A 19,824-nucleotide genomic window follows, 5' to 3' on the forward strand; every position below is an offset into this window, starting at 1 on the left:
CGCCGAGGCCCCGACGGTGGCGGGGCGCGTTGGCGGCAGGCTGCCCTCGGCGCGCCGCACCCGTGGCCGGCGGGAACGGAGCCCGACGACGACGGGCGGCAGACCGGGACTGTGGGCGGTTCAGTCGTCGAGCGACCGCGCCGAGGCGACCAGCTCACGGGTGCGCCGGTGCTCGGCGATCACCTGCTGCGCCGGGACCACCAGCCGGGCGCGCGCGGTGCCCTCGATGGACGCCCGTCCGTCGGCCACGACGGCGGCCGCGCGTCGGCCGGCCGCGGCGCGGCGCACGGCCGTCGCTCCCAACCTGGCCAGCACGGCTGCCAGGGCCGTCGCAGCGGCCGAGGGAAGCGCCCAGCCGTCGACGGACCCACCGCCGAGCCATTCGCCGAGGCCCACGGCCGCCGCGATCACGGCCGCGAGGCCGAGCAGCACGGCCAGCGCGGTGAGAGCGGCCGCCCAGCGGGAGCGTCGGGCGGTCACGGTCACCCCCGCCAGGGCGTCCGTCAGCGCGAGGCCGAGCTCCGCGTCCGTCGCCACCCGCTCGTGCACGTCGCGGGCCCACCGCGCCGGCAGTCCCGCCGTGGCGTGCTCGATCCACCCGGAGCGTGCCTGTGCGACCGAGTCCAGAGGCACGGGACCGAACGTCGGTGCTGACCAGGACGCGCCGCGGACGAGGGCCGCGACGGCGTCGGCGACCGCGTCGAGCCCTACCGCGGCAGCCAGCGTCTCGACCACCGGGGCGACGGCGAGCCGAGCAGGTTCCGGCTCGGCGGGCGCGAGCTGTCCCGACAGCAGCCTGGCGGCACCGTCGAGCTCGGCGTCCGCGCGCCGCGCCGCCAAGGAGCGCTGCGCGACCATGCGGGCGAGCTCCGTGCGGACCTCCTGCACGCCCTCGCCGGTGCGGGCCGACACCTGGCGCACCGGTACGCCGCGCAGCCCGTCCTCGACCAGCAGGCGCTCCACGTCGGCGGCGAGGCCGTCGCGGAGCGCGGGCTGGACGGTGTCCACCTGGTTGAGCAGCACCGCCATCGCGGCCTCGTGACCGACGAGCCGGCGCAGGTAGCCGGCGTGCAGGGCGTCGTCCGCGTACTTCTGCGGGTCCACCACCCACACCAGCATGTCCGCCTGGGGCAGCACCCGGTCGACCACGGCGCGGTGCTCCGGGGAGACCGAGTCGTGGTCCGGCAGGTCCAGCAGCACCAGGCCGCGCAGCGCCGCCTCGTGCTCGCCGTCGAGCAGGCTCTCGCGCTCGATGCGGTCGTCCGGGTCCACCCCCAGCCACTGCAGCAGCGGACCGCTGCCCATCCCCCAGACGCAGGCGGTCACCCGGGACGTGGTGGGGCGACGTACGCCGACCTCGGCGAACTGCAGGCCGGCGACCGCGTTGAACAGGCTCGACTTGCCCGAACCGGTACCGCCTGCGAGCGCCACCACCGTGTGGTCCACGCCGAGCAGCAGCCGCTCCCGCACCCGGCCGAGCACCGCCAGCACCTGCTCCACGACCTCCGGGTCCACCCGCTCACCGGCCCGCCGGACGGCCTCCTCCAGCGCGTCCGCCCGCCGACGCAGGGCTGCGGTCTGCTCACCCTGCAGCGTCGACGCGGCGTCCGGGCTCACCGCAGGTCCGGCCGGTGCGGGAGGCGGCTGGTCGGGAAGGGCGGGGGTGCCGTTCACGTCAGCGCCTTGAGCACGGCGAGCCGCAGCCGCAACGTGCTGGCGGCGTCGGCCGCGAGGTCACGCTGCCGCAGCACCGCGTCCACCGCGGCGCGCTCGAGGTCCACCTGGTTCGCGGCGAGCACCGACAGCTGCCCGCGCAGGTTCTCCACGACGGCCGCGCCGGTTCCGCCCAGCAGAGTGCTCAGGAGCTCCTCGGCCCCGCCGACGCCGGCCGCTCCCGTCAGCGCCACGGCGGCCAGCACCGGATCTCCGACGACGCGGCGGACGCGCCGACGACGCCGCGACGCGCCGGCGCCCTGATGAGCCTCGGCAGCCAGGGCTGCGTGCAGGGCGCGCTCGCCCTGGGCCACCCAGCCGCGCGCGGCCTGCTGCGCCGCCGCGATCCGCTCGTCGACGCCGTCGTCACCGCCCAGGACCGCCGCCACGGAGGCCGAGCCGGCAGGCGCGTGCTCGTCCACCAGCGCGGCGTGGACGGCGTCCTGACCTCGTTCGCCCGCGGCGACCAGGACGGACGTGACCGTCGTGACGAGGTCACGCAGCAGCGGCGCGACGGCGGCCTCCCGAGCGCGCGCCGTCCGCGACGAGCCGCGCACCCGGCCGGAGCGCCTGACGACGCCCGCGAGGGGTGCCCCGGAGGCGGTCAGCTCCGCCCAGCGCGCCCGGACGGCTCCGTCGGCCACCGCACCGGCGGCCACGTGCTCGCGGGCTCGACGGCCGGGGGCCACGACGGCGTCGTCGAGCCGTGCACCGATGGCCGCAGCGGCGTCCGCCTGCTCCTGCACGGCGTCGGCGAGCTCGTCGACCCACGGCCGGAGGGCCTCCAGCGCCCCGCGCAGGGTTCGGGCGACCACCGTGCGGGCCCGGTCGGGGCCCGCGAGCATCGTCAGCCACCGGCGGATCGGCGCCACGACGGCCGGTGGCAGGACGCCCTCGTGCGGACCGACGTCCGGCACGACGAAGAGCGGCGCCCCCTGCAGTCCGTGGGCCCGCAGGCGCTCCAGCAGGTCCCCGCGCACCTCCGGCAAGGACTCGGGGGCGACCCGGTTGAGGACCATCGCGATGGTGGTCTGCCGTTCGACCGCGTCCTGGAGCACCCGCCAGGGCAGCGCGTCGCCGTAGCGGGCGGCTGTGGTGACGAAGAGCCACAGGTCCGCGGCCTCGAGCAGGCGGTGGGCGGACTCCCGGTTCGACTCGAGCACCGAGTCGAGGTCCGGGGCGTCCAGCACGGCGATGCCGCGGGGCACCGACTCGTGCTCGACGACCTCGACCGACTCCAGCACCGGGTGGTGGGACAGCAGGTCGGCGTCGTCCGGGTTGTGCACCAGCACGGGGCGTCTGGTGGTCGGCCGCAGCACGCCGGCCGCGCTGACCTCGGTGCCGACCAGCGAGTTGACCAGCGTCGACTTGCCGGCGCCGGTCGAGCCGGACACCACGACCACCGCGGGTGCCGAGAGCTCCGTCAGCCGAGGGACCAGGTGCTCACCCAGCTGGTCCACCAGCCTCGTGCGTGACGTCCGCGCGGGCTCCGCACCCGGCAGGTCGAGCGGGAAGGACGTCGCCTCGACGTCGCGGTGCAGGTCCCGGACGGCGTCCAGCAGCGACGTCGCCGCCAGCGGACGGGCCAGCATCGAGCGCGGATCGTCGCCGGCATGCCGGCCTCCCCCGTGCGACGAGGGGTGCGCCGGCGCGGTGCCGGGCTGCGCGCTCACGGCCCCATTCTCGTGTCCCACTGATGACCTGCACAAACGCGGCGCGCGGGTGAACGACCAGCAGCCGGGCCGGCCGCTCCGGAGCCACCTCCCGGCCTCGTACGATGGCTGCGCCGGACGACCGGCCCGCCCCCGTAGCTCAACGGACAGAGCAACGGCCTTCTAATCCGTCGGTTCCCGGTTCGAATCCGGGCGGGGGCACCGCAGGACGAGCACGCCGCCCACCCGTCGGGTGCGGCCGGCGGGTGCCGTAAATGCCGTGACCGCCCGACGGCGCTGTGGTGTCGTAGATCACGTCCACCTCACCGGTCGCCCCCTCGCACGGGGCTGCCTCGTCGCGCCCAGGAGGCGTCCATGCTGCCCGAGACCACCTACCAGCTGATCTGCTTCGACCACGCCGAGCGCATCGCGCGCGCCGGCGCGGCGCGCCGGGCCCGCACGGTGCCCAGACGTGCACAAGGCGGCGGGAGGCCCGGTCGTCGCACCGGCCACCCTCCGGCCGTGGCGTCTCGCTGACGGCACCGCACGACGAGGCAGCGCACGAGGGGCGCGGTTCTTCCCGACGAGGGCAGGGACCGCGCCCTTCGTCGTGCAGGGCCCGCGACGGCCCGGGACGTGCGACCGTCCGCGGCGTGCCACCATGGCGCCTGGCCGCGCCGTCGACTCGCCTCGCACAGGTGGCACCGCGGCCGACGAGTCCCGGGAAGGACGGCACGGATGGGTCGGCACGGTGCGCCTCCGCCCCATGGGTCCGTCCCGACCGGCCGGCACCTGCGCACCGTGCTCACCACCTGGGCCGAGCGCGCCGCGCTGGGACTCGCCGCGGGCGGCGGCACGTGGGGCGTGCTCCAGTGGGCCGGCACCACCTCCGGCGCTGCCGCCTGGGCCGCTGCCGGCGTCGCGCTCGTCGTGCCGTGCGCCGCGTGGGCGGCGTCCACGCTCCCGGGTCACGACGCGGAGAGGCACGCCGCCGAGGAGCCCCACCGGCACCGCTAGCCGGGCCGGCGCGCGTGGGCGCAGCGTCACCGCCCCGCACCGTCGCGCGACGGTGCTGGTGGGCGGCCCGATCTAGGCTGACCCCCGTGACCAGCACCCCCGCCAACGGCAGCTCCGACCGGATCGTCTGGATCGACTGCGAGATGACCGGCCTCGACCTTCGACAGGACGCCTTGGTCGAGGTGGCAGCGGTGGTGACGGACTCCGAGCTGCACGTGCTCGGCGAGGGCGTGGACGTGGTGATCGCACCGCCGCCGGAGTCTGTCGAGGCGATGGGCGACTTCGTGCGCGCCATGCACACGACGTCCGGGCTGCTCGAGGCGCTGAGCACCGGGGTGACCCTCCGGCAGGCGCAGGACATCGTCATGGACTACGTGCGCACGTGGGTGCCGGAGGCCGGCAAGGCTCCGCTGGCTGGCAACTCCGTCGGGACCGACAAGACGTTCCTCGACCGGGACATGCCGGAGCTCGTCGGGCACCTGCACTACCGGGTGATCGACGTGTCGTCGATCAAGGAGCTCGCCCGCCGCTGGTACCCGCGGGTGTACTTCGCCTCGCCCGCCAAGCAGGGCGGCCACCGTGCGCTCGCCGACATCCTCGAGAGCATCGACGAGCTCCGCTACTACCGTGCGGCGCTCATGCCCGCCGCACCGGGACCGGACTCGGCCACCGCGCGACGCATCGCCGCCGAGGTGCTGGCGAGCCCGTCCGTGGCAGGTGGGACCAGCGCCTGATCTCTCGGGCACCGCGCCCCGACCCGCGCCGCACGGGACGACGAAGGGCGCCGACCTCGCAGGCCGGCGCCCTTCGCGCTGGGGTGGCTAACGGGACTTGAACCCGCGACCCCCTGGACCACAACCAGGTGCTCTACCAACTGAGCTATAGCCACCACGGTCTCCGCGCCGCCGCAGCGGCGAGGACCGACGGAAAGTGTAGCGGGTGCCGGACGGCGGTCCGCCCCGGCGGACCACGCGACGGTCCCCCACCGGCCGACCCGGCCCACCCTCAGCAGCCGAGGGCGGACGCCCTCACAGGCGCGCCTCCACCGCCTCGGCCAACCGTTCCGCGGACCCGGGCGCGTGCTCGAGGAAGAGCGACGGCTCGATCAGCTCGACCTCGAGGATCACCGGCTTGCCCTCGTCGTCCGGGATCAGGTCCACCCGGGCGTAGAGGAGCGCACGGTCCAGGCCGGGAAAGACCTCCGGGATGGTCGCCATCACCCGGTCGGCCACGGCACGCTCCGCCTCGGAGGCGTCGCGCGGCGCCATCCGCTCGCGTCGGTACAGCACGCCCTCCGTCTCGTCACGGCGGTACGGCCCCGCGAGCAGCGCGCTCTTGCGCACGGCGTGGCTGAACTGCCCGTCGATGTACACCAGGGCGGTCTCCCCGACGGCGTCGACCTGGCGCAGGTAGCGCTGCAGCATCACGTGCCGACCGACCCCGAGCAGGTTCTTCGCATGGGTGATCGCCAGCATCCGCGACGGCGTGTCGCCGGCCTCGTAGCGACCGGTGTCGCGCGAGCCGGCGCTCACGGTCGGCTTGATGACGAAGTCACCGAACGCGGGAAACCGGGTGTGGATGGCGCGGGCGTCCATGTTGCGCTCGGGGTCGAGCCAGATGGTCGGGACGATGGGCAGGCCTCGCTGCTCGAGGTCGCGCAGGTAGGTCTTGTCGATGTTCCACGCCACCACGTCGGCGGGGTTCAGCAGGGCCGACGAGTGCTCCACCCGGCGGGTCCAGTCGGCGAACTGACGCGCACGGTCGGTGTAGTCCCACGTCGAGCGGATGAGCACGGTGGGGTACGCCGACCAGTCGACCGTCGGGTCGTCCCAGACGACGGCCGCCGTCGCCACGCCTCGCGCCTCGAGGGCGTCGCGCAGCAGGCGGTCGTCCTGGTCCAGCTCGGGGAGCTCGGCGCACGTGGCGATCGCGAGGCGAGCCGGAGCGGAGCTGGGGGGCACGGTGGTCACTCCGGCAGCGTACCGACGGGTGCGAGGGCGGTGAGCCGGTGCAGGGCGCGCTGGACCGAGGCCGGTCCGGCCCGGCCGACCACGGTGTCCCCGTCGACGACGGTGAGGGACGGCGCCTGCCCGGCGCCGCCCGGCGGGAGCGCGACCAGCGCACCGAGCACCTCGTCGAGACCCGCGCCGAGGGAGACGACACCCGCGACGGTACCGCCCCCAGCCGGCACGGCGCCGCCGACGGACCGCTCGTCACCGCCTCGCCCGGCAGCGCCGTCCGTCGCCCCGGCGGGGGCCGGCTCGTCGAGGTCCGCCCGCTCCAGGGTGCCGAGCGACAGGAGGCTCGCCGTGCGTCCGCGGCCGACCAGGTCGGCGACCGCCGCCGTGGCGGGGCGTGCCACCACCTCCAGCGGCGGGGCGAGCTGCTCCACGTGCGCACCGGTGCTGAGCACCACCATCCGGTCCGCCATCCGCACCGCCTCGTCGACGTCGTGCGTGACCATGACCACGGTGGTGCCGAGGTCGGCGTGCAGCCGCAGGAACTCGCTCTGCAGGCGCGCCCGGCCCACCGGGTCGACCGCACCGAACGGCTCGTCCATCAGCAGCACGGGCGGGTCGGCGGCGAGAGCACGGGCGACGCCGACGCGCTGCCGTTCCCCGCCGGACAGCTCGTGCGGGTAGCGGCGCGCGTACCGGGCGGGGTCCAGCCCCACCAGGGCCAGCAGCTGCACGGCCCGGTCCTGCGTGCGACGACGGTCCCAGCCCAGCAGCGCGGGCACGGTCGCGACGTTCTGCGCGACGGTCCGGTGCGGGAACAGCCCGACGCCCTGGATCACGTACCCGATGCGTCGGCGCAGCTGCACCGGGTCCACGTGCGTGACGTCCTCCCCCGCCAGCTCGATGCGGCCGGACGTGGGCTCCACCAGACGGTTCGCCATCCGCAGCGTGGTCGACTTGCCGCAGCCGGAGGGGCCGACCAGCACCAGCAGCTCGTGCTCACGCACCTCGAGCGTGAGGTCGTCGACCGCGACCTCGCCGCCGTACTCCTTGCGCACGTGCTCGAACCGGATCGCCGGTGTGCTGGTCATGGGCTCGGACGGTAGCGGAGGCGTCCGACAGCCGCAGCGGCTGCGCGTGTCGGTGGCCCTGGCTAGGTTCGGCGCATGCTCCTGCTCGTCCCCGAGCTGGTCCCCTCGCTCGTGCCCGCCCTCGCGTCGGACGCCGCGCCGAACCCGTGGCTGTCCTGGACGTACCTGCAGCGCAACAGCGGCGACGTCCTCGCGGCGACCGGGCAGCACGTCACGCTGACCCTGCAGGCGGTGGCCATCGCGCTGGTGATCGCCCTCCCGCTCGGCGCGCTCGCCCACCTGCGACCACGGCTCGCCGGTCCGGTCCTCGGCGTCACCGGGGTGCTGTACACGATCCCGTCCCTCGCGCTGTTCGCCGTGCTGGCGCCGTGGACCGGGATCGGTCGGGTCACGGTGCTGATCGGCCTGGTGTCCTACGCGCTGCTGGTGATCGTGCGAAACGTGCTGGTCGGCCTCCGCGGCGTCGACCCGGCGATCGTCGACGCGGCGCGCGGCATGGGGTACGGGCGGCTCCGGATGCTGACGCAGGTGGAGCTGCCGCAGGCGCTGCCCAGCATCGTGGCGGGGGTCCGGCTGGCGACCGTCACCACCGTCGCGCTGACCACCGTCGGCCTGGTGGTCGGCTTCGGCGGCCTCGGTCAGCTGATGTTCCGTGGCTTCCGCAGCAACTACCACGCCGAGATCATGACGGCCACGCTGCTGTGCCTGGTGCTGGCGCTCGTGGTCGACCTGCTGCTCGCCGGCATCGGGCGGCTGCTCACGCCGTGGGCGGTCCGGGGGGTGCAGCCGGCATGAACGTGCTGCTCGAGGCGCTGCGGTGGCTCAACGACCCCTTGAACTGGACCGGGCCGTCCGGCGTGCTGGCGCTGACCCGGCAGCACCTGGTGGTCACCGGCCTGGCCGTGCTGCTCGGAGCGTTCGTCGCCGTGCCGACCGGCCTCTACCTCGGCCACCGCGGGCGCGGGGCGACCGTCGGGGTGGTCGTGTCGAACACGTCCCGGGCCCTCCCGACCCTGGCGATGCTGACGCTGTTCGGCGCCACCGGTCTGTTCGGCAACACCGCGACCGCCCTGGCGTGCGCGGTGTTCGCCGTGCCGCCGCTGCTGTCCGGTGCCGTCACCGGGCTCGGCGGCGTGGACGCCGACGTCCGGGACGCCGCGCGCGGGATGGGGATGTCCGGCGCACGGCGGCTGTGGACGGTCGAGGTGCCGCTCGCCGTCCCGCAGCTCGCTGCCGGGTTGCGCACCGCGGTGGTCCAGGTGGTGGCCACCGTGCCCCTCGCAGCCCTCGTCGGCGGCCGCAGCCTGGGCACGATCGTCGTCACCGGCTTCGGCGTGCAGCGGTACGGGCAGGTCGTCGCCGGCGCCGTGCTGGTCGCGGCGCTGTCGCTGGTGGCCGAGGGGCTGCTGGCGCTGCTGCAGCGCGCGGTGACACCCGCCGGCATCCGGGCGCTGGCCCGCTCGGCGCCGGTCGAGAGCGAGTCCGGGCATACGCCGCCCAGCACGCAAGTTGCCCATGTCGTCCGGGCCGGGTCGAACGACCCCGTCCGCGATGTCTGAGTCGTCCGATCCCCGATCTACGAGGAGCACATCAATGCCCGCCAGACGCACCACCCTGCTCACGAGCCTGGCTGTCGCCGTGCTCGCCCTGAGCGCCTGCGGCGCCCCGGGCTCCGGCGGCGGCACGACGCAGGCTCCGGCCGCCGCGGCCTCCGGCACGGCAGCCGCCTGTGCGCCCGTCGCCGGCGACAAGCTCGTCCTGCTGAAGGACGACAAGGGCCTGCAGAACGCCGACAACGTGCTGCCCGCCATCAACACCAAGGCGGCGACGGACCACCCGAGCCTGGTGACCCTGCTCAACTCCGTCTCCGCGAAGCTGGACACGCCGACGCTCGTGTCGCTGAACAAGTCCGTCGACGTCGACCGGCGGACCTCGTCCGACGTGGCCAAGGAGTTCGTGCAGAAGCAGGGGCTCGCCGCGACCGACCAGTCAGGCGGGGCGCCGCCGTGGTGGTCGGAGCCGCGGGCTTCTCGGAGAGCGCCACCCTCGCTGAGATCTACGCCGAGGTGCTCCGGACGGCCGGCTACCAGGCGAGTACCCGCACCATCGGCTCCCGGGAGACCTACCTCCCGGCACTCGAGTCCGGCCAGCTCACGGCCGTCCCCGAGTACGCCGCCTCGCTGGCGACCTACCTGAACTCCCAGGCCAACGGCGCGAGCGCGGCGCCGGTCGCCTCCTCCGACGTGGACAAGACGGTCGCGGCTCTGACGCCCCTGGCCGCCAAGGCCGGTCTGACGATCGGCACGGCGTCCAAGGCGCAGGACCAGAACGGCTTCGCCGTCACCCAGGCCTTCGCCGACAAGCACAAGGTCAGCACGCTGAGCGATCTCGCGTCGGCGTGCGGCGGCGTGGTGCTCGCCGGCCCGGCGGAGTGCCCGCAGCGGCCGTTCTGCCAGATCGGTCTCGAGCAGACCTACGGCCTGAAGGTCTCCGAGTTCAAGTCGTACGACTTCGGCGCGATCGGCCAGGCGATCCGCAAGGGCGACGCGACGATCGGCCTGGTGCTGACGTCGGACGGCAGCCTGGGCTGATCCGGCGATGCGTGCTCGGGACGGCCGGCAGCCCTACAGGCCGGCCGTCTCGAGCAGCCGCAGCCACACCTCGCTGACCGTCGGGTAGGACGGCACCGCGTGCCACAGCCGATCCAGCGGCACCTCGCCCACGACGGCGATCGTGGCGGCATGCAGCATCTCGCCGACGTCGGGGCCGACGAAGGTCGCGCCGACGATCACGTCCCGTGAGGTGTCCACGACGATCTGCGCCCGTCCGGAGTAGTCCGGCGACGTGACCGTCGCACCGGCCAGGTTCTGCAGGTCGTACCCGTGGACCACCACGTCGAGGCTGGCACGTCTCGCCTCGGCCTCCGTCATGCCGACCCACGCGACCTGGGGTCGCGAGAAGACGACCTGCGGGACGGCAGCCACATCGGCGGACGCCCGGTAGCGGCTCCACGGCCGCGCCTCCTGCTCGCCGGACCGGCTCAGGCCCCGCGGCACCGATCCCGCGTCCTGGTCCGCCGAGACGTCCGGGTCCTGTCGAGGGTCGAACCGCGCGGCGATCACGTCCCCGCACACCCGCGCGTCGTACTTGCCCTGGTGCGTGGTGCCCGTCCGGCCCGTGACGTCGCCGACGGCGAACAGCCAGCCGCCGTCCACGCCGACGGCCTGCAGCGCGTCGTCCACCGTGACGGCACGGCCCGGCTCGAGCCCGATCGTCTCCAGGCCCAGGTCGCCCGTGCTCGGCCGGCGGCCCGTCGCCGCGAGCACCTCGTCCACCACCAGGTCCTCCGGGCGCGTGCCAGCCGAACCGTCCCGCGTTCGGGCACCCTCGTGCTGGTGGTGCTGCACCACGAGCTGCACCCCGCCGGGCTCGCGCCGGGCGGACACCACCTCGGCACCGAGCACCACGCGGACGCCGCGCTGCGTGAGCGCCCTGGCGACGGCCTTGCCGGCGAACGGCTCGGCGCGCTCGAGCAGCCGGTCGCCGCGGACCAGGACGGTGACGGCGGACCCCAGGTCGGCGTAGGCCGTCGCCATCTCGACGGCGACCACCCCGCCGCCGATGACGGCCAGCCGCTCCGGCACCTCGTGGGCGGACGTGGCCTCCCGGCTGGTCCACGGACGCACGTCCGCGAGCCCCGGCACCGGCGGCACGACGGCGGTTGAGCCGGTCGCCACCACGACGGCGCAGCGGGCTCGTAGGTCGACGTTTCCGTCGACCTGCTCCAGACGCAGGGTCCGGGGACCGGTGAACCGGGCGTGGCCCCGCAGCACGGTCAGGCCGGCACCCTCGGCCCACTCGACCTGGCCGGTGTCGTCCCAGTGATGGGTGACCTCGTCGCGCCGGGCCAGCACCTCGTGGACGTCCAGCGGGCCCGGGTCGCCGACGCCCCGGGCCTCACGGGCCTGCTGCACCACGTCGCCCGGCCGCAGCAGGGCCTTGGACGGCATGCAGGCCCAGTACGAGCACTCCCCGCCGACCAGGGCCTCCTCCACGAGAGCCACGGACAGGCCGGTGCGGGACGCCCTGTCGGCCGCGTTCTCCCCTACCGCCCCGCCACCCAGCACCACGACGTCGAACTCACGCTCGGTCATGGCGCCATGGTGTCCTGCAGCCCGCCCGTGCGCAGCGCGACGCCCCGCAGCACGCGGCTGCACCGCGATGTCCGGCTCTCCCGCCGCGAGCGACCGCCGCGGTTCGCTGCCGCGGACGCGTCAGGCCAGCGCCTGCACCGCCGCCCGCAGCCGTCGGCAGCCCGCCTCGAACGTGGCGGGCTCCGGAAGCAGGCTGAGGGCCAGCGTCCCGGGGGTCGGCAGGTCGTAGAAGTACCCCGGGTGTACCGCCAGGTGCGCCTCTGCCAGGAGGGTGAGCACCAGCTGTTCGTCGGGCAGGTACCGCGGCACGTCCACCAGCACGGTCCAGCCGCCTCCGCACCGGCGGACCCGGAAGCCGTCGTCGTCGAGCAGCGCGTGCGCCAGGGCCAGGTTCGCGGCGAGCCGCGCCCGCGTGGCCGTGACCGACGCGTCCGCCCGATCGAGGATCTCCGGCAGGGCGAGCGCGACCGGGGACGAGACCGACAGGTAGGTGTCGGCCACGGTCTCGAGGGCGCGATGCACGGCGGGCAGCTCGCCGGCCGGCCCGGCGACGCGCAGCCAGCTCAGCTTGAGCTGGGGCGCGCAGACCAGCTTGGAGAGCCCGTCCAGGGTGAAGGTCGTGCAGAGGCGTTCCGGGTCCGACGACGGCGGGACCGTGTCGCCGGGCGCGGCGTCCAGCCGGAAGGGTGCGAACACCTCGTCCAGCACCAGGGCGGCGCCGCCGGCACGGCACGCCGCTTCCGTCAGGACCCGCTCCTCGGCGCGCAGGTAGGCGCCCGTCGGGTTCCCGGGGCTCACCGCCACCACCGCCCGCACGTCGGGCCGGGCCGCCAGGTCAGCGACCTGCCCCGTGTCCACCGACCAGCCGTACGGGTGCAGGTGGTGCACGGCATACGGCACGGTCCGCACGCCCGCCAGGCGCGCGAGCGGTTCGACGAGCGGATAGCCCGGGGCCGGGACGGCCACCGCGTCGCCGGGGTCGCAGAGCAGCTGGAGCAACCAGGCGTACGCCTCCGAGGTGCTCGCCGTGAGGTAGTAGTCCTCCGGCACGCCGCCGTACCGGCCGGCGAGCGCCAGGCGAGCCGCGTGGGGACCGTGTGGATCCGGCTCGTAGGACGCCGCCGCGGGGACGGCTCGGGACACCGCCTCGAGCACGCCGGGGTCGGTCAGGCGGTGACGGGTGGGGTTCGAGTCGGACAGGTCCAGCACCGGCACCCCGTCGGCGGCCAGACGGGCCCGGAGACGGGCCATCTCGTTGGGTTGCTCGTCGGGCGCCGAACGCTCCGCCAGGTGCACGCCGGGATGGTAGTCCGGGGACGTCGGGGCGTCCGGCCCCGGCGGCCCGAGAGCTCGGTCACCGGCCGGCGACGTCGAGCCTCGACGCTCCTAGCATCGAGTCAGGTGGCAACGAAGCCACCAGGGTCGAAGGAGACAGCCATGGCTCGCACGTACGTGATCACGGGAGCGGCCTCCGGCATCGGGAAGGCGACGAAGGAGCTGCTCGAGTCCCGCGACAACAAGGTGATCGGCGTCGACCTGCACGACGCCGACGTGATGGTGGACCTCACGACGGCTGAGGGACGGGCCGCGCTGGTCGACGACGTCGCCAGGCTCAGCGGCGGCGCGGTGGATGCGGTCCTCGCCATCGCCGGGCTGGCGATCCCGGCCCCGAAGACCGTCTCGGTGAACTTCTTCGGCATGGTGGCCACGCTCGAGGGCCTGCGTCCGCTGCTGCTCGGCTCCGGGGCGCCCCGCGCCGTCGGCGTCTCGTCGATGGCCAGCCTGCACCCGCTGGACGACGAGCTGGTGACGCACATGACGGCCGGCGACGAGACCGCCGCGCTGGCGCGTGCCGAGGTCCTGGCCAAGGACCCGGAGCTGCGCAACCTCATCTACAGCTCCACGAAGAAGGCCTTCGCCCAGTGGGTGCGCCGCAGCGCGCCGACCCCGGAGTGGGCGGGTGCGTCCATCCCGCTCAACGCCGTGGCACCGGGTGTCATCGAGACGCCGATGACCAGCGGGATGCTCACGACCGAGCAAGCCCGCGCCGACCTGCTGCAGCTGGTCCCCATGCCCCTGAACGGCATCGCCCAGCCGATCGTCGTGGCGCGGCTCCTCGCATGGCTCACCAGCGAGGAGAACACGCACCTGTGCGGTCAGGTGGTGTTCGTGGACGGTGGCAGCGATGCGGTGATCCGCGGCGACACCACCTGGTGACCGGCTGCAGGGCGTCCTGACCTCGTCGACACCGGACATGCCAGAGGGCCCCTGACAGCGTCTCCGCCGTCAGGGGCCCTCGTCTGTGCGCCATCAGGGACTCGAACCCCGAACCCGCTGATTAAGAGTCAGCTGCTCTGCCAGTTGAGCTAATGGCGCGCGGGGCGAAACGTTAGCAGGGGTGGGCCGCGGATGCGAAACCGGAGGTCAGCGCGGCGCTGTCGCGCCGGGACACGGTGACCGGGTCAGGCACCGGGCGTCTCGGGCTCCGCCTCCCACCACGTCTCCTCCGGCAGACCCTCCGCCTCGAGGATCTCCTCGGACGAGACGACCGGCGCGACGAGGTCGACCAGCAGGGCGAGCGGCACGTGCTCGGCGAGCAGCTCCTGCGCGACGCGGGACTGCTTCTCACCGGTCGGCTGCACGGGGGGAACCGGGCTCGCCTGGGGCTGGTCGGCCGTGGTCTCGTCGTCCTGCGCCATGGGGCTCCGTCCGATCGTGGGTCCTCCATGGTGACCCACGGATCCGGATTCGCCCAGCCGCCATCCGTGCGAACCTGCGACGCACCGATCGGCTAGAGGTAGAGACCCGTCCCCTGACCCTCGCCGCGGGGCTCCGCGACGGCGTGCACGTCCTTCTCCCGCAGCAGCACGTAGGTGGCACCGGCGAGCTCCACCTCGGCACGGTCCTCCGGGTCGAACAGCACCCGGTCCCCGACCGCCACCTGCCGCACGTGCTGGCCGACCGCGACCACGCGTGCCCATGCCAGCCGCTTCGCCACCGTCGCCGTGGCGGGGATGACGATGCCGGCCGCCGAGCGGCGCTCGGAGCTGTCCTGGTCCAGGGCGACCAGCACCCGGTCGTTGAGCATCCGGATCGGCAGGTCGGCGGAGCTCGTCTCGTCCCGGGTGGTCACGACGGGCACGGTACCCGCCGACATAGGGTGGGCAGAAACGACCCCGGGAGGACCCCGTGCCTCGACTGTCCGCCGGCGACCCGGCTCCCGACTTCACGCTGCCCACCGCCGGCGGTGGCACCGTGACGCTCTCCGACCTGCGCGGTTCGCACGTGATCGTGTACTTCTACCCGGCGGCCATGACGCCGGGCTGCACGACCCAGGCGTGCGACTTCCGCGACTCGCTCGGCTCGCTGCAGGGCGCCGGCTACCGGGTGGTCGGCGTCTCGCCCGACACGCCCGAGCGGCTGGCGCAGTTCGCCGAGGCCGAGCACCTGACGTACCCGCTGGCGTCCGACCCGCAGCACCAGGTGCTCGAGGCGTGGGGCGCCTGGGGCGAGAAGACGCTGTACGGCAAGACGGTGGTCGGCGTCATCCGCTCGACCGTGGTGGTCGATCCCGACGGCGTCGTCGAGCTGGCGCAGTACAACGTCAAGGCGACCGGGCACGTCGCCAAGCTGCGGCGGGACCTGCAGCTCGCCTGACCGGCGCTGGCTCCGCCGGTCACCCCGATGGGGCTCCCGCGCCGGCCGCGTCGCCCGTGCCGCCCTGTGCGAGGATCGGCGACGCGCGGCGGTGCCGCTCGCGCGGGAGTGGTGAAACGGCAGCCACGCCAGGTTTAGGTCCTGGTGCCCTCACGGGCGTGCGGGTTCAAGTCCCGCCTCCCGCACGTCCGCTCGTCGGTCTCGGCAGGCCGACGACGCGCCCGACCTGACGAAGGCCCGCTCACCGTCGAGGTGAGCGGGCCTTCGGTTCGTTCGGGGCGCCGACCGGCGGCGCGGGCGACAGCGGCAGCCGTGGCCCGGCGCGGTCGGCGAGCCGTCAGGCGTTCGCGGTCTCGCGCTGGCTGATCTTCTCGCGCACCTCGTCCATGTCCAGGTCCTTCACCGCGGTGATGACCTGCTCCAGGGTCGGCGCGGGCAGCGCACCGGCCTGGTTGAACACGAGGATGCCGTCGCGGAAGGCCATCAGCGTCGGGATCGAGGTGATCTGCAGCTCGGCGGCCAGGTCCTGCTCGGCCTCCGTGTCGACCTTGCCGAACACGATGTCCGGGTGCTCCTGCGACGCGGCGTCGAAGATCGGGGCGAACATGCGGCACGGGCCGCACCAGGACGCCCAGAAGTCGACCAGCACGATGCCGTTGTCGCGGACGGTGTCGCCGATGGTGGCACCGGTGAGGGTGGTGGTGGCCATGAGTGGTGATCCTCTCGTCGTCGGTCCTGCCCCTTCAGCGTGCGGCGCCCCGCAGGTATTCCGCACCCGGGGTGCGGGCGCACGCGCAGCCGGTGTGCCGCCCGCCGGAGCGTACGGCCGCGTGAGCGCACCGCTACGGGGTAGAACAGGGCGGTGACCGACACCGCCGAGTTCCCGCCCGAGTCCGAGCGCCCCGCCGGCTGGCTGCGTGCCGACCAGATCGCGTCCGCCCGGCTGTGGCTGCCGATCCTGTATGTGGACGCCGTGCCCGTGCGGGTGGACGACTCCGGCGACGTGGTGGCCGTGGGCCTGCTGCTGCGCGTCACACCGGAGGGTGTGATGTCCCGGGCGCTCGTCTCGGGGCGCGTGATGTTCCACGAGCGGGTGCGGGACGCTCTCGTCCGGCACATCGAGAAGGACCTCGGCCCGATGGCCCTGCCGCAGATCCCGGCGAGCCCGCAACCGTTCACCGTGGCCGAGTACCTGCCGACGCCCGGTGTGACGCCGTACCACGACCCGCGCCAGCACGCGGTGTCGCTGGCCTACGTGGTCCCCGTCGCGGGCGACTGCCGTCCGCAGCAGGACGCCCTGGACCTCGCGTGGATCACCCCCGAGCAGGCCTGCGAGCAGGACGTCCAGCTGGAGATGAACGGCGGCCAGGGGCTGCTGCTGCGCCAGGCGATGGCGCACGTGGGGCGCATGCCCTGACCGGGCGGCTCCGTCAGGACAGGTCCAGACGGGGCCAGTCGGCGAGGTCGGCGAGCATCTGCCGGTCGTGGGTCGCGACGACGACGGCGGCCGACGTGGCGCGCAGGGCCGCCGTCAGCTCGTCGACCAGCCCGACGGACAGGTGGTTGGTCGGCTCGTCGAGCACCAGCACGTGCGGCGCCGCCAGCAGGGCCTTCGCCAGCTCGAACCGGCGGCGCTGACCGACGGACAGCTCCGCCAGCGGCCGGTCCAGGTCGTGCTCGGTCAGCAGGCCGAGCGCGGCGACCGGCACCAGCTGCGCGGGGTCGAGGCTGCCGGAGGCGAGCAGACCGAGCGCGTGCTCGGCGTAGGCCTCGAACGCCGTCGGGGCGCTGCCGTCCGGCCGACCCGACCGGGCAGCTGCTCGGGCGGTCCCGTCCGCGTCGGCCGTCACGTCGTCCGACTCCTGCGCCAGCACCCCGAGCCGTGTACCCGGTGCGAGCACCCGCACGCCGCGGTCGGTCCCGAGGGTGCCGGCCAGGACGGCGAGGAGCGTCGACTTGCCGGACCCGTTGGGCCCGGTGACCAGCAAGCGGCTGCACGGGGCCACCTCGATGCGCCGGCCGGGCAGGTCGAGCCGGCCCTCCACGAGCGGGGCACGTACGTCGAGCAGGGGGCCGCCGCCGTAGCCGGCGGGCGTGGACGGCAGGTCGGGGAACGCGAGCGCCGGCGGCGGTACGGGCACCTCGACGGACTGCTCGGCGAGGCGCTGCATCAACCGGTCGACGGTGGTCACCTTGCTGCGCGCGCGGGTGGCCCGACGGTGCGCCTGGCTGCCCTTCGGAGGGCGCCACTCGTCCGACAGCTGCTCGTAGGACTGGTCGAGCCGGTCGGCCAGCGCCGCGGCGCGCTTGCGCTCGGCGCGGTACCGCGCGCGCCACCGGCGCAGCATCTGGTCGCGGGCGTACCGGTAGTCGGCGTACCGCGCGGCCCCGTACAGCGCGGGCCGGCCGTCCATGGACGGGTCGAGGTCGAGGATCCCGGTCATCACGTCGTCCAGCAGCCGCCGGTCGTGGGTCACGACGACGAGCGCACCGCGCCACTGCCGCAGCTGAGCCGTCAGGTACTCCACGCCCGCGGCGTCGAGGTGGTTGGTCGGCTCGTCCAGCAGCAGCAGGTCGGACCGCTCCGCGAGCCGCGCGGCCAGCCGCACGCGGTACCGCTCCCCCACCGACAGCTCCGCCAGCGGACGCCGGGGGTCGCGCGGTGCACCGAACCGGCTCAGCGCCTCGTCAACCCGGCGGTCGGCGTCCCAGGCCGCCAGGTGCTCCATCGCCTCGACCGCCTCGGTCAGCGTGGCGAGCTCACCGCTGGTGTGGTCGAACGCCGCGATGGCGTGCTCGAGCGCCGCCGCAGCGGCCCGAGCAGCCTCCAGCGACGTCCGCACGACGTCGCCCACGGTCGCATCGGTCGGGGCCCGGAGCTCCTGCTCCACCACAGCGAGGGTTGCCGAGCGGCGCACCGAGCCGCCCAGCGGAGGGAGCTCACCGGCCAGCAACCGCAGCAGGGTCGTCTTGCCGGTGCCGTTCTCCCCCACCAGGCCGAGCCGGTCGCCTGCGGACACGACGAGCGACACCCGGTCGAGCACCGGGTGCGCGGGATAGCCGAACGTCAGCTCGTCCGCCACCAGCTGCACCCGGGCGGCGTCCGTCACGCTCAGCCGCCCAGGGCGTGGACCACGAGCGGGGCGAGCGCGCGGAACGCCTTGCCGCGGTGGCTGATGGCGTTCTTCTCCGCGGGCGTCAGCTCCGCGCACGTCCGCGTCTCGCCGAGCGGCACCAGCACGGGGTCGTAGCCGAAGCCGTGCGCGCCCCGCGGCTCGGTGGCGAGCACGCCGTCCAGCGCCCCGGTCCGCACCTCCTCGCGCCCGTCCGGTGTGACCAGCGCCGCCGCGCACATGAACCGGGCGGTGCGGTGCTCCGGGGCGATGTCCGCCAGCTGCGCGAGGAGGAGCTCGAGGTTGGCCGCATCGTCCCCGTGCCGGCCGCTCCACCGCGCCGAGAAGATGCCCGGCGCACCGCCGAGCACGTCCACCGCGAGTCCGGAGTCGTCCGCCACGGCGGGCAGCCCGGTGAAGGCCGCGATCGCGCGCGCCTTGATCAGGGCGTTCTCGGCGAACGTCAGCCCGTCCTCCACCGGCTCCGTGGCGCCCACGTCGCCCGCGCCCACGATGCTCGCCGGGTCCAGGCCAGGCAGCGCCGGCACGAGGATCTCGCGCAGCTCGCGGACCTTGTGGGCGTTGTGCGTGGCGAGGACGAGCCGGACAGGTGCGCTCGCGCCGGACGCAGCCGTCACGAGGCCACCTCGACGCCGGCCGTGACCCGCGCGCCGGGCGCGGCGGCGAGCGCCTGCTGCTGCAGCGCCGTGAGCCGACCGGTACCCACCAGCGCCAGGTCCAGCAGCGTGTCGAGCTCCGCGCGGTCGAACGTCGCGTGCTCGGCAGTGCCCTGCACCTCGACGAACTTCCCGCTGCCGGTCACGACCACGTTCATGTCCGTCTCGGCGCGCACGTCCTCGACGTACGGCAGGTCGAGCATGGGCGCACCGTCGATGATGCCGACGCTGACGGCGCTGACCGAGTCGGTGAGCACGGTGCGACCGGCGGGGACCAGTCCCTGCTCTCGGGCCCACGCCACCGCGTCCGCCAGCGCGACGTACGCGCCGGTGATCGCCGCGGTGCGGGTGCCGCCGTCCGCCTGCAGCACGTCGCAGTCCAGCACGATCGTGTTCTCGCCGAGGGCCGCGACGTCGATGATGGCCCGCAGGGAGCGACCGACGAGCCGCGAGATCTCGTGCGTGCGGCCACCGACGCGGCCCTTGACCGACTCGCGGTCCGACCGCGTGCTCGTCGCGCGCGGCAGCATCGCGTACTCCGCGGTGACCCAGCCCTGGCCCGAACCCTTGCGCCAGCGCGGCACGCCCTCGGTGAACGAGGCGACGCACAGCACCTTCGTCTGCCCGAACTCGACGAGGACGCTGCCCTCACCGGTCTGCAGGAAGCGGCGGGTCAGGGCGACGGGGCGCAGCTCGTCGAGCGCGCGCCCGTCGGCGCGGGCGGGCACGCCGGTGGACGGCGTCGAAGGGGGGACGGTCATGGGCGCGAGCCTATCCGGGCACCCCGACACG

The 19,824-nt window shown here is 74.6% G+C and carries 20 protein-coding genes, 4 tRNA genes and 1 pseudogene; 11 read left to right on the forward strand and 14 right to left on the reverse strand.

Annotated features, from left to right (window positions below):
• Positions 1–120 precede the first annotated feature (120 nt).
• Positions 121–1,674 (reverse strand): GTPase, encoded by a 1,554-nt coding sequence (locus tag ACFQTY_RS16355; protein WP_378102619.1) that lies wholly within the window; start codon positions 1,672–1,674, stop codon positions 121–123.
• Positions 1,671–3,386, reverse strand: a complete 1,716-nt coding sequence (locus ACFQTY_RS16360; RefSeq protein WP_378102621.1) for a dynamin family protein — start codon at positions 3,384–3,386, stop codon at positions 1,671–1,673. The genes ACFQTY_RS16355 and ACFQTY_RS16360 overlap by 4 nt, the downstream gene beginning before the upstream one ends.
• Positions 3,387–3,514: 128 nt before the next feature.
• Between ACFQTY_RS16360 and ACFQTY_RS16365 the strand changes: the two genes are divergently transcribed.
• The 3 genes from ACFQTY_RS16365 (at position 3,515) to orn (ending at position 5,116) form a co-directional block, all read left to right on the forward strand.
• Positions 3,515–3,587, forward strand: a tRNA-Arg gene (locus tag ACFQTY_RS16365).
• A gap of 516 nt (positions 3,588–4,103) precedes the next feature.
• On the forward strand, positions 4,104–4,382 hold the full coding sequence (locus ACFQTY_RS16370; protein ID WP_378102623.1) for a hypothetical protein: 279 nt from the start codon (positions 4,104–4,106) through the stop codon (positions 4,380–4,382).
• 86 nt (positions 4,383–4,468) lie between these two features.
• Positions 4,469–5,116 (forward strand): oligoribonuclease, encoded by a 648-nt coding sequence (gene orn / locus ACFQTY_RS16375; protein WP_378102626.1) that lies wholly within the window; start codon positions 4,469–4,471, stop codon positions 5,114–5,116.
• Positions 5,117–5,195: 79 nt separating this feature from the next.
• Here orn and ACFQTY_RS16380 read toward each other — a convergent pair.
• The 3 genes from ACFQTY_RS16380 to ACFQTY_RS16390 all read right to left on the reverse strand — a co-directional run bounded on the left by ACFQTY_RS16380 (position 5,196) and on the right by ACFQTY_RS16390 (position 7,431).
• Positions 5,196–5,271 (reverse strand) — tRNA-His (locus tag ACFQTY_RS16380).
• 139 nt (positions 5,272–5,410) lie between these two features.
• A complete protein-coding gene (locus ACFQTY_RS16385) occupies positions 5,411–6,352 on the reverse strand; it encodes a RimK family alpha-L-glutamate ligase (protein WP_378102629.1) in 942 nt (313 codons plus the stop codon).
• Positions 6,349–7,431, reverse strand: a complete 1,083-nt coding sequence (locus tag ACFQTY_RS16390) for an ABC transporter ATP-binding protein (protein WP_378102631.1) — start codon at positions 7,429–7,431, stop codon at positions 6,349–6,351. Before ACFQTY_RS16390 ends, ACFQTY_RS16385 begins: the two co-directional genes overlap by 4 nt.
• 75 nt (positions 7,432–7,506) lie before the next feature.
• Here ACFQTY_RS16390 and ACFQTY_RS16395 point away from each other — a divergent pair, with 75 nt between their 5' ends.
• The 4 genes and pseudogenes from ACFQTY_RS16395 (at position 7,507) to ACFQTY_RS16410 (ending at position 10,022) form a co-directional block, all read left to right on the forward strand.
• The gene (locus ACFQTY_RS16395) at positions 7,507–8,226 is read left to right on the forward strand and encodes an ABC transporter permease (RefSeq protein WP_378102635.1); all 720 of its coding nucleotides are present in this window, start codon (positions 7,507–7,509) and stop codon (positions 8,224–8,226) included.
• Positions 8,223–8,990, forward strand: coding sequence for an ABC transporter permease (locus ACFQTY_RS16400; RefSeq protein WP_378102638.1), 768 nt, complete (start codon positions 8,223–8,225; stop codon positions 8,988–8,990). The genes ACFQTY_RS16395 and ACFQTY_RS16400 overlap by 4 nt, the downstream gene beginning before the upstream one ends.
• 34 nt (positions 8,991–9,024) lie before the next feature.
• Positions 9,025–9,336: pseudogene (locus ACFQTY_RS16405) on the forward strand (glycine betaine ABC transporter substrate-binding protein); the annotation flags it as partial.
• Between the two features lie 101 nt (positions 9,337–9,437).
• Complete coding sequence (locus ACFQTY_RS16410) at positions 9,438–10,022, forward strand: glycine betaine ABC transporter substrate-binding protein (RefSeq protein ID WP_378102641.1); 585 nt, start codon at positions 9,438–9,440, stop codon at positions 10,020–10,022.
• 33 nt (positions 10,023–10,055) lie between these two features.
• On the opposite strand, the gene ACFQTY_RS16415 is transcribed toward ACFQTY_RS16410, so the two are convergent.
• Positions 10,056–11,585, reverse strand: a complete 1,530-nt coding sequence (locus ACFQTY_RS16415; protein ID WP_378102644.1) for a dihydrolipoyl dehydrogenase family protein — start codon at positions 11,583–11,585, stop codon at positions 10,056–10,058.
• Between the two features lie 120 nt (positions 11,586–11,705).
• Positions 11,706–12,881 (reverse strand): pyridoxal phosphate-dependent aminotransferase, encoded by a 1,176-nt coding sequence (locus tag ACFQTY_RS16420; protein ID WP_378102647.1) that lies wholly within the window; start codon positions 12,879–12,881, stop codon positions 11,706–11,708.
• 141 nt (positions 12,882–13,022) lie between these two features.
• Between ACFQTY_RS16420 and ACFQTY_RS16425 the strand changes: the two genes are divergently transcribed.
• Positions 13,023–13,802 carry an SDR family oxidoreductase gene (locus ACFQTY_RS16425; protein WP_378102649.1) on the forward strand — a complete coding sequence of 260 codons (780 nt, stop codon included), beginning with the start codon at positions 13,023–13,025 and terminating at the stop codon, positions 13,800–13,802.
• Positions 13,803–13,888: 86 nt separating this feature from the next.
• Here ACFQTY_RS16425 and ACFQTY_RS16430 read toward each other — a convergent pair.
• From ACFQTY_RS16430 to ACFQTY_RS16440, 3 genes are all read right to left on the reverse strand, one after another.
• A tRNA-Lys gene (locus ACFQTY_RS16430) sits at positions 13,889–13,961 on the reverse strand.
• A gap of 86 nt (positions 13,962–14,047) precedes the next feature.
• Positions 14,048–14,284 carry a hypothetical protein gene (locus ACFQTY_RS16435; RefSeq protein ID WP_378102652.1) on the reverse strand — a complete coding sequence of 79 codons (237 nt, stop codon included), beginning with the start codon at positions 14,282–14,284 and terminating at the stop codon, positions 14,048–14,050.
• Between the two features lie 92 nt (positions 14,285–14,376).
• Positions 14,377–14,742, reverse strand: a complete 366-nt coding sequence (locus tag ACFQTY_RS16440; protein WP_378102655.1) for a GroES family chaperonin — start codon at positions 14,740–14,742, stop codon at positions 14,377–14,379.
• A gap of 32 nt (positions 14,743–14,774) precedes the next feature.
• On the opposite strand from ACFQTY_RS16440, the gene bcp reads away from it, so the two are divergent.
• Together bcp and ACFQTY_RS16450 are read left to right on the forward strand one after the other, a co-directional pair.
• The gene (bcp, locus tag ACFQTY_RS16445) at positions 14,775–15,242 is read left to right on the forward strand and encodes a thioredoxin-dependent thiol peroxidase (protein ID WP_378102658.1); all 468 of its coding nucleotides are present in this window, start codon (positions 14,775–14,777) and stop codon (positions 15,240–15,242) included.
• A 102-nt stretch (positions 15,243–15,344) separates the two neighbouring features.
• Positions 15,345–15,427, forward strand: a tRNA-Leu gene (locus tag ACFQTY_RS16450).
• Positions 15,428–15,579: 152 nt separating this feature from the next.
• Here ACFQTY_RS16450 and trxA read toward each other — a convergent pair.
• Positions 15,580–15,951: a thioredoxin gene (gene trxA / locus ACFQTY_RS16455; RefSeq protein ID WP_337975142.1), complete on the reverse strand. Its 372-nt coding sequence runs from the start codon at positions 15,949–15,951 to the stop codon at positions 15,580–15,582.
• A gap of 153 nt (positions 15,952–16,104) precedes the next feature.
• Here trxA and ACFQTY_RS16460 point away from each other — a divergent pair, with 153 nt between their 5' ends.
• Entirely contained in the window at positions 16,105–16,659 is a 555-nt protein-coding gene (locus tag ACFQTY_RS16460; protein ID WP_378102660.1) for an NUDIX hydrolase family protein, read from the forward strand.
• A 13-nt stretch (positions 16,660–16,672) separates the two neighbouring features.
• On the opposite strand, the gene ACFQTY_RS16465 is transcribed toward ACFQTY_RS16460, so the two are convergent.
• Genes ACFQTY_RS16465 through rph form a run of 3 tightly spaced genes read right to left on the reverse strand, consistent with a single transcriptional unit; the run spans position 16,673 to position 19,793 of the window.
• The gene (locus ACFQTY_RS16465; protein WP_378103076.1) at positions 16,673–18,334 is read right to left on the reverse strand and encodes an ABC-F family ATP-binding cassette domain-containing protein; all 1,662 of its coding nucleotides are present in this window, start codon (positions 18,332–18,334) and stop codon (positions 16,673–16,675) included.
• A 20-nt stretch (positions 18,335–18,354) separates the two neighbouring features.
• On the reverse strand, positions 18,355–18,993 hold the full coding sequence (gene rdgB, locus ACFQTY_RS16470; protein ID WP_378102662.1) for an RdgB/HAM1 family non-canonical purine NTP pyrophosphatase: 639 nt from the start codon (positions 18,991–18,993) through the stop codon (positions 18,355–18,357).
• Complete coding sequence (gene rph / locus ACFQTY_RS16475; RefSeq protein WP_378102665.1) at positions 18,990–19,793, reverse strand: ribonuclease PH; 804 nt, start codon at positions 19,791–19,793, stop codon at positions 18,990–18,992. The genes rdgB and rph overlap by 4 nt, the downstream gene beginning before the upstream one ends.
• Positions 19,794–19,824: the final 31 nt, after the last annotated feature.

This window comes from Cellulomonas sp. T2.31MG-18, from assembly GCF_964266755.1.
Taxonomy (GTDB): Bacteria; Actinomycetota; Actinomycetes; order Actinomycetales; family Cellulomonadaceae; genus Cellulomonas.